The 8,346-nt window shown below is 69.2% G+C and carries 8 protein-coding genes and 1 pseudogene; 6 read left to right on the top strand and 3 right to left on the bottom strand.

Going from position 1 to position 8,346, the window contains the following annotated elements; all coding sequences use genetic code 11:
- From RIF68_RS18335 to RIF68_RS18350, 4 genes and pseudogenes are all read left to right on the top strand, one after another.
- The coding region (locus RIF68_RS18335) for a zinc-binding dehydrogenase (protein ID WP_309052350.1) at nt 1–843 on the top strand (843 nt) is incomplete at its 5' end.
- 312 nt (nt 844–1,155) lie between these two features.
- On the top strand, nt 1,156–1,299 hold the full coding sequence (locus RIF68_RS18340; protein WP_309052351.1) for a hypothetical protein: 144 nt from the start codon (nt 1,156–1,158) through the stop codon (nt 1,297–1,299).
- Nucleotides 1,300–1,311: 12 nt separating this feature from the next.
- Complete coding sequence (locus tag RIF68_RS18345; protein ID WP_309052352.1) at nt 1,312–1,470, top strand: hypothetical protein; 159 nt, start codon at nt 1,312–1,314, stop codon at nt 1,468–1,470.
- A 105-nt stretch (nt 1,471–1,575) separates the two neighbouring features.
- Nucleotides 1,576–4,498 (top strand): annotated as a pseudogene (locus tag RIF68_RS18350) (Tn3 family transposase).
- Between the two features lie 37 nt (nt 4,499–4,535).
- Here the strand turns inward: RIF68_RS18350 and RIF68_RS18355 are convergent.
- The 3 genes from RIF68_RS18355 to RIF68_RS18365 form a co-directional block, all read right to left on the bottom strand.
- Entirely contained in the window at nt 4,536–5,693 is a 1,158-nt protein-coding gene (locus RIF68_RS18355; protein WP_309052353.1) for a serine hydrolase domain-containing protein, read from the bottom strand.
- 200 nt (nt 5,694–5,893) lie between these two features.
- Entirely contained in the window at nt 5,894–6,370 is a 477-nt protein-coding gene (locus RIF68_RS18360) for a Clp protease N-terminal domain-containing protein (protein ID WP_309052354.1), read from the bottom strand.
- Complete coding sequence (locus tag RIF68_RS18365; protein WP_309052355.1) at nt 6,357–6,602, bottom strand: hypothetical protein; 246 nt, start codon at nt 6,600–6,602, stop codon at nt 6,357–6,359. The genes RIF68_RS18360 and RIF68_RS18365 overlap by 14 nt, the downstream gene beginning before the upstream one ends.
- A 265-nt stretch (nt 6,603–6,867) precedes the next feature.
- Here RIF68_RS18365 and RIF68_RS18370 point away from each other — a divergent pair, with 265 nt between their 5' ends.
- Nucleotides 6,868–7,782, top strand: a complete 915-nt coding sequence (locus RIF68_RS18370) for a recombinase family protein (protein ID WP_309052356.1) — start codon at nt 6,868–6,870, stop codon at nt 7,780–7,782.
- Between the two features lie 84 nt (nt 7,783–7,866).
- A complete protein-coding gene (locus tag RIF68_RS18375) occupies nt 7,867–8,118 on the top strand; it encodes a hypothetical protein (RefSeq protein WP_309052357.1) in 252 nt (83 codons plus the stop codon).
- Nucleotides 8,119–8,346: the final 228 nt, after the last annotated feature.

Below are 8,346 nucleotides of genomic sequence, written 5' to 3' on the forward strand. Positions count from 1 at the left end.
ATCGGGCACGAGAACGCCGGCTGGGTCCACGCGGTCGGCGGCGCCGTCACCAACGTCCGTGAGGGCGACAAGGTCATCGTCCACCCGCTGATCACCTGCGGCCTGTGCCGGGCCTGCCGGGCCGGCGACGACGTGCACTGCGAGACCAGCCTCTTCCCCGGCATCGACACGGCCGGCGGTTACGCCGAGTACCTGAAGACCTCCGCGCGCAGTGTCGTACGGATCGACGACTCCCTCGAACCGGCCGACGTGGCCGCTCTGGCCGACGCGGGCCTGACGGCGTACCACGCCGCGGCCAAGGCGGCCCGGCGGCTGCGCCCCGGCGACCGCTGCGTCGTGATCGGCGCGGGCGGCCTCGGACACATCGGCGTGCAGGTGCTCAAGGCCCTCACCGCCGCGGAGATCGTCGTCGTCGACCGCAACGCCGACGCGGTGTCCCTGGCCGTCTCCATCGGCGCCGACCACGGGGTCGTCGCCGACGGCGGCCAGGTGGACCGGGTGCGCGAACTGACCGGCGGCAAGGGGGCGGAGGCGGTCATCGACTTCGTCGGCGAGGGCGGCGCCACCAGGGACGGTGTCGGCATGCTGCGCCGGGCCGGCGACTACCACGTGGTCGGCTACGGCGAGAACATCGACGTCCCGACCATCGACATCATCTCCGCCGAGATCAACTTCATCGGCAACCTCGTCGGCTCCTACAACGACCTGTGCGAGCTGATGGTCCTCGCCGCGCGGGGCCGGGTACGCCTGCACACCGTGAAGTACCCCCTGGACCGCTTCCAGGACGCCCTGGACGACCTCGGGCAAAGCCGGATCCGGGGGCGGGCGATCCTCACTCCGTGACGTCGCCCGCCTCGTCCGCCACCGCGGGCCGACGCGGGGCGGCGGGGATGCGGGTATGCGGAGGGGCCGGGGCCGGGCGCCCGGCTCCAGCCCCTCCGCATGCGCTTCCCTGTTTTCACCCGGTCAGAGGCGTGCCGCGGTGCGGTGCGGGAAGAGTGGCCGGTGCCGCTTGCCTGCGGGGGCCCGGTGAGCGTGTTCGACGTCTCGCCCAGCCTGACGAGCCGATGTCGGCGGGTGAGAGCGCCCGTATGCTGGCCATGTACCGTCCGCCGGACCTGTCGCGGCTGCCGGGCGGCCGAGGAGGTGAAGGGTATGAGCGGTGCCATCGATCACACCGGGCCCTGGACCGTCGCCGACGTCCTCGCCCTGCCCGAGGACCGCACCACGCGCTACGAACTGCTGGGGGAGTCCCTCGTGATGTCTCTGGCTCCCGGCATCCGCCACCGCCGGGCCTAGCTCCGCCTCGCGATGATCCTCCACGCGGCGGCCCAGGCCGCCGAGGCGCCGGTCGAGGTGCTGGAGGCCATCAACGTCATCCTGCCTTCCGGTCTCGTCGTTCCCGATCTGGTGGTGACCGACGCCGGCGCGACCGCCGACGGCCTCGGGGCACATCGGTACAGCGGTTAACGCTAAGCCGGTGATCTTGAGCGTCTATAGCACACGCCGTCGGCCCGGCGGCGGGGTTCGATGGAAGATCCCTACGCGGCTGCGGGCGTCGTTAGCGTCAGGTCCATGCCAGTGGAGTTCTTGACCGACGAGCAGGCGGCTTCGTACGGGAAGTTCACGAGGAGCCGACCCGGCCGGAGCTGGAGCGGTTCTTCTTCCTCGACGATGAGGATCGCAAGCTGATCGCGAAGCGGCGCGGTGACCACAGTCGGCTCGGGTTCGCTCTCCAGATGTGCACCGTGCGCTACATCGGCCGGTTCCTGCCCGATGACCCGCTGGATGTGCCGTGGGTGGTGGTCGAGTACCTGGCGGAGCAGCTCGGCATCAAGGACGTCTCGTGCGTGAAGCAGTACACCGAGCGCAAGCCGACGGCGTACGAGCACGCGTGGGAGATCCGGGACGCGTATGAGTATCACGAGTACGACGACCCGGAGTGGGGGCGGAAGTTTCGTACGTTCCTGTACGGCCGGGCCTGGACGCACGCCGAGGGGCCGGTGGCGCTGTTCAATCAGGCGGTGGGCTGGCTGCGCCGGCACCGAGTGCTGCTGCCCGGGGTGTCGGTGCTGGCCCGGAAGGTGTCAGAGGTCCGTACGGTCGCTGAGAAGCGGCTGCACGCCACGATCGCCAGGGCAGCTCACCGCGCGGACGCGGCCCTGCCCCAGGACCTGGTGGCCACCTTGGTGACCCCGGAGGGTGCCCGGTTCTCGGAGCTGGAGCGGCTGCGCCGACCGCCGACGCGAACGACGGGCACGGCGTTCGCCCGGTCGCTGGAGCGGGTCGATGAGATCGCGGCGTTCCAACTGGGGCGGGTGCGGCTGTCGCAGGTCCCGCCGAACCGGCTGGCCGCTCTGGCGCGCTACGGGCTGGGCTCGAAGGCGGCGAGCCTGGAGCGGGCCGAGGAGCCGAAGCGCACGGCGATGCTCACCGCGGTGATGCGGCACCTGGAGGCGAAGGCCATCGATGAAGCGCTGGACCTGTTCCAGGTGCTGATGGCAACGAGGCTGATCAGCACGGCGAAGCGGAAGACGGAAAAGGATCGCCTGTCGACGCTTCCGCAGCTGGAGAAGGCGTCACGGGTGCTCGCGCAGGCGGCGAAGGTGCTGTTCGAGGAGCTGGAGCTGGTCGAGACGCACGACGCCGACCTGGACACCGCGGCGCTGTGGGCGGCGGTCGAGGAGGTCGCCCCGCGGGCGGCGGTGATGAGCGCAGCCGCGCTGGTGGTCTCCCTGGTGCCTGAGGACGAGGGATCCGCCGACGTCGCGATGCGGGCGGCCCTGACCAACCTATACAACACGGTGCGTCCGTTCCTGGCGCTGCTGGGCGAGTCGAAGGCCCTCCAGGCGGCGCCCCCCGGCGCGCGGGTGCTGGCCAAGGTGCAGCGTCTGCCCGCGCTGGCGCGGCGGCGGGTGAAGGACAAGCCGCTGCTGCCGCGCGAGGTCGACGACAAGCTGGTGCCGGCCGCGTGGCGCAAGGCGGTGTACGCCAACGCCGACCTGCCGCAGGGGTCGGTGGACCGGGACGCGTACGTGGTGTGCGTGCTGCGCCTGGAGTCGGCGGGCGCCGACGCGAAGGTGTCGCTGGACATCCAGCCGAACGGCCGGGTGAAGCTGAACGTGGCGAAGCTCGGCGCGCTCGGTGAGCCGAAGTCTTTGGCCTGGCTGCGCAAGCGGGTCGAGAAGATGCTTCCGAAGATCGACCTGCCGGACCTGTTGTTCGAGGTCCAGTCCTGGACCGGGTTCCTCGACGCCTTCGTGTATCTCGGGGATGGCACTACCCGGATGAAGGATCTGACCACCTCGGTGGTCGCGCTGCTGGTGAGTGAGGCGTGCAACATCGGCATGACCCCGGTCACCAACCCCGGCCACGAAGCCCTCACTCGCTCCCGCCTGGTCCACGTGGATCAGTTCTACCTGCGCTCCGACACGATCGCTGCGGCGAACGCGATGCTGATCCAGGCCCAGTCCGATGTGCCGATCGTGGCGTACTGGGGCGACGGGCTGCTGGCCTCGGTCGACGGGCTGCGGTTCGTGGTCCCGGTGCGGACCATCAGCTCGGCACCGTCCCCGAAGTACTTCGGGTTCAAGCGCGGCATCACCTGGTTGAACGCGGTAAACGACCAGGTCGCGGGTATCGGGCAGATGGTCGTGCCGGGCACGCCGCGCGACTCCCTGCACATCCTGGACGCGCTGCTGAACCTGGACGGCGGGGCGAAGCCGGAGATGGTGGCCACCGACAACGCCTCCTACTCCGACATCGTGTTCGGGATCTTCCGCATCCTGGGCTACAACTTCAGCCCGCGGTTCAAGGACCTGGACGACCAGCGGTTCTGGCGGGCGGCGATGCCCGGGGTGGAGACGGGGACGTACGGCGTGCTGGAGCCGCTCGCCCGCAACCGGGTCAACCTGAAGAAGATCGAGATGTGGTGGCCGGACATGCTCCGGGTCGCGGGCTCCCTGGTCACCAACCAGGTCCGCGCCTACGACCTGCTGCGGATGTTCGGCCGCGAGCGCCACCCCACCCCGCTGGGGCAGGCGTTCGCCGAGTACGGGCGGATCGCCAAGACCGAGCACCTGCTGCGGATGGTCGACCCGGTCGACGACACCTACCGCCGGCAGATGAACCGCCAGCTCACGGTGCAGGAGTCGCGCCACAAGCTCGCCCGCGACGTCTGCCACGGCAAGCGCGGCACCATCCACCAGGCGTACCGCGACGGCATGGAGGACCAGCTCGGCGCCCTCGGCCTGGTCCTCAACGCCATCGTGCTCTGGACCACGCGCTACATCGACGCCGCCGTCGCCCAGCTCCGCGCCGAGGGCCACGATATCCGGGACGAGGACATCGCCCGCCTCCCCCCCTCAAGCACCGCAACCTGAACCTGCTCGGCCGCTACAGCTTCACCGCCTCCACTCCGGCCGCCGGCGCCCTGCGGCCCCTGCGAGACCCGGACGCGCCGGAGCTGGACGAGGACGACGACGGCGGGCAGGAGTGAGTAGCAGGAGCCGACCAGGCCGACCCGTGACCAGCGTTCAGGTATCGCTCTGGCGGCAGAACTTCGCCTGAAGGAGATCGGTGAAGATTCCGATGGGGTCGTCCCAAGCGCCATTGCTCCAGTCGCCGTTGACGTTGGTGATGACCATCTGTTTGCCATCACGAGCGCCGTAGGCGTAGGACCACGATCCGAAGAGCGCACCCCCCATGCCCCAGACCGTTTCCCCGCAGGGCAGTCTCACTGAGGAAACGCCGAGGCCGTAGGCGGCGTTGGAAATCCAGTTGCGGGTGGGCACGGTGGTGAACATGTCGCGTTGTTGGTCCGGTGGCAGTATCCGGCCCCCCAGCAGGGCGCCGAAGAAACGGTTGAGGTCCCCGGCCGTGGAGATCATGCCCCCGGCTGCCCAGAACATGGATGAATCGAGCTCGGTCGCGTCGTGGACCGGCGCGCCGGGGTCGGTCCGGAACAGCTTTGTGTAGTGCCGGGAGTGTGGCCCGTGGATCGTCGGGTCGCTGCTGTGCGGCAGGTACGTGCCAGCCAGGCCGAGTGGGCGGGAGATCCGCTCTGTGATCTCCTCGGCGAGCGCGCGGCCGGTGGCCCGTTCGATGATCATGCCTGCGAGGACGTAGTTGGTGTTGGAGTAGGCCCAGCCCGAACCCGGTGTGAAGGTGGGTGGATGGGACATGGCGATCTGCACCAGTGACTCGGGCGGGTGTGTCTCGTAACGGTTCAGTGCTTCCTGGTCATCGGTGTAGTTGAAGATCCCGCTGGTGTGGTTGAGCAGCATCCTGATGTTCACCCTGGCACCGTCGTGGTGATGGCCATGGACCGCGCCGGGCAGCCACTGTTCCGCGGTGTCATCCAGGCTCAGTCTGCCTTCCGTCGCCAGCTGCATCACGACGGTGGCCACGAACGTCTTGCTGATGCTGCCGATGCGGAACCGGTCCTGCTGTGAACGCTTGCGGCCGGTTCGGGTGTCGGCGACTCCTGCGGTTCCGAACCACTGCCGGTCGCCGTCGTAAACCTCAGCAAGAATGCCGGGAAGGCCGCCTTGAGTCACAGCTTGCTGAAGTAAGCGCTGGACCGCCTCGTAGCCCTCGGCCCCTGAGGCCGGCGCGGACTCAAGGGCCGCGCCCGCTGCTTTGGCCGGTTCGGCGCCCGGCTGGCCGTCTGAATGAGCAGTGTGTTGGGGCATGTAGTCCTCCTTGTCGTGCGTGACCCATGGATGGCCGCCCGGCCCCTCTCCACGGCGTGATTCACTGGCCCTTCGACTCTCAGCAGGGGCTTAGTGCCCAGCGCAGCGTGCGATCCATCGCGCACGCCTACCGGACCCACTGCACATCACGGCAAGAGCAAGGCCGCGGGCGAACTGACTGGGTCAGCTGATTCCGGTGGTCACTGATCCTGACTGTTGAGCGTCTGCAGTACGCGGTCCGCCAGCTCGGCCTGATCGATACCGGCCAAGGCGAGAGCACGTGGCACGGTGCCGATTTGAGCCTGCAGGATCCCGAGCAGCAGATGCGCTGACCGCAGGTCCGTCTTGCGAGCGGAGGAGAAGCTTCGCTCCAGTGCGAGTCTGGCGGACGCGCCCATCTTGGGCTGCTGGGAAGCATGGCTCGGCCCGGGAAGGTCATAGGCGGCCGGAGACACTCCAACCACGCTCAGGCTGTGCTCGAATTCTCGATCCAGTGCCTCGCGGACAGCAGCGCGATCGAGCCCGACCGAGGCCAGGACCTGTTGAGCGGTAGACCCGTGATCGGCGGCGAGCGACAACAGAAGATGGTGCGCGTCGATCGTCGCCGACCCATCATCCTGAGCTTCGTCCATCGCCCGCACGATGACCGCATGCAGGTACTTGTCAAACGCGCTCATCGCCGCGCCTCCTCAGCTTGACTCCGGCGGCGATGAGCCGCTTGGCGTGCTTCTTGTGGACGGCTTGGCGGGTGACACCGAGCGCCTCGGAGACCTGCGGCCAGCTCCAGCCCGCCCGCATGGCCTGCTCCACAGCGGCGTCCTCCAGTTGATCGGCAAGGCGCCGCAACGCCACGACAGCCGCCAGGGCGTCAGCGGCCTCAGGGGGAAGGGAATTCTCGCCGGCGGACATGCAAGCAACTGTAGTTGACTAACAAGGATAGTCAACCCGAGTTGCTAACGACTGGGGCAGTGTGCGGCGATCCCGTCGGAGGCTCGTGATCACGGGCCGCCCTGTCGGCAAACGTTCGAATGACGACATGCGCCGCACGCGTCCAATGAATCCGGACTTTCCGCGGCGCCTCGCGTCGGCGCCGATCCAATCAGATCCGATGGTGGCTGATGACAGGGTTTGCTGACAGCTAGGGTCGAATGCGACCACCACAACGAGGAGCGGCATGGCCAACCTGGTCTACAAGCGAGTGTCGACTGATCAGCAGTCGACCGACCGCCAGAACCTCGTTCTGGACGAGGCCGGGATCGAGGACCCGGTCGTCTTCGAGGAGCAGGCCGGAACCTCCAGCCGCCTTCACTCGCTTCAGCGGCCGAAGTTCGGCGAGTTGCTCGCGTACGCGCGGCCGGGCGACGCTGTGCACATCTCCGAGATGTTCCGCCTGGTGCGCGGCACCGGGCACATCCTCGACGTGCTCGACGTCCTGCACCGCGACCACCTCGCCCTGCGCATCCACGACGGTGCGTTCTCAGCGATGGACCTCACCGCCCGCCACCCGCGCACCGGGGAGCTGCTGTCCACGGTGAAGTTCATGGTCCAGACCCTCGCCGCCGCCGGCGAACTCCAGCGCGACCTCCAACGGGAGCTGACGTACGACGGACTGCGGGCCGCCGAGGCGAAGGGCAACAAGGGCGGCCGGCGCCCGGCCGTCCCGGCAGGGAAGACCGACGACGTGCGTGCCGCGTACCTGGAAGGCCGGTCCATCGCAGCCCTCTCCCGGGATCATCTCGTCAGCCGCGGCGCCATCCGTACCGCCGTCGCAGACCTACTGCCTGAGTGCACGGCAGCCGACCCGGGCGTCCCGGCTCCGGAACTGCCGGTCGTTCTCGACATGCCGGGCGAAGTCGCCGACTTCCTCCGCGCCGCAGAGCTGGAGCCCGCCGAACGCGCAGCGCTCGACCAGGGCGTGACCGTCCGGCGCGGCCAGGGCTACACCCTGCGCGTCACCGCCGTCCCCGCGATCCACCGGCGACTCCTCGACCGCTGCCAGCCCCTCGACAGCACCGCGGCGGTTCCGGCTCAGCGCAAGGCCCGCCGCGAGTACGCGAACCGCGTCAGCACCCACGAAGCTCCGGCCTGACCAAGATCACCGGCTTAGCGTTAACCGCTGTACCGATGTGCCCCGAGGCCGGCCGAGGACGGCGTCAGCGTCGACGCCGACGGCGTGCGGCTCGTGGTCGAGCTCGTCTCGCCCGGCAACCGCACCGTGGACCGCAAGTTCATGCCGATGCTCTACGCCGAGGCCGCCATCCCGCACTTCTGGCGACTCGAGTTCGACCCCGCGCCCATGCTCGTGATCCACGAACTGGAAGGCGGCCGGTACGTGGAGCGGACGACGGCACTCGCGGGTACGAGCACGGACCTGGACACTCCGTTCCCTGTCGTGATCGATCCGGCCGGGCTACTTCGGCAGTAGACGGCGGCGGAGGGTTCCGGAGCCGGCCGCCGGCTCCAGCCCCCGCGCGTGCGCGCCGGTCACTTGGTGTGGTTGCGGCTGCGGGTGTTGGCCTCGGCGAGCCGGGCGCTCAGCAGCTCGGCACGGGTCAGGCGCCGGAGGTGACGGGGGTCGGCGTCCCATGCGGGGCCGCCGGTCAGGGGGCGGACCCGGAGGTACGGGCCGTCGACGCCCGTGACGCGGCCGACG

The sequence above is a fragment of the Streptomyces sp. genome, assembly GCF_031178505.1.
Classification (GTDB): domain Bacteria; phylum Actinomycetota; class Actinomycetes; order Streptomycetales; family Streptomycetaceae; genus Streptomyces; species Streptomyces gulbargensis.

Excerpts from the sequence above, each read along its gene's own strand:
- RIF68_RS18355 (WP_309052353.1), bottom strand. The coding sequence starts at position 5,693 with ATGCCCCAACACACTGCTCATTCAGACGGCCAGCCGGGCGCCGAACCG.
- RIF68_RS18340 (WP_309052351.1), top strand. The coding sequence starts at position 1,156 with ATGAGCGGTGCCATCGATCACACCGGGCCCTGGACCGTCGCCGACGTC.
- RIF68_RS18370 (WP_309052356.1), top strand. The coding sequence starts at position 6,868 with ATGGCCAACCTGGTCTACAAGCGAGTGTCGACTGATCAGCAGTCGACC.
- RIF68_RS18345 (WP_309052352.1), top strand. The coding sequence starts at position 1,312 with ATGATCCTCCACGCGGCGGCCCAGGCCGCCGAGGCGCCGGTCGAGGTG.
- RIF68_RS18365 (WP_309052355.1), bottom strand. The coding sequence starts at position 6,602 with ATGTCCGCCGGCGAGAATTCCCTTCCCCCTGAGGCCGCTGACGCCCTG.
- RIF68_RS18360 (WP_309052354.1), bottom strand. The coding sequence starts at position 6,370 with ATGAGCGCGTTTGACAAGTACCTGCATGCGGTCATCGTGCGGGCGATG.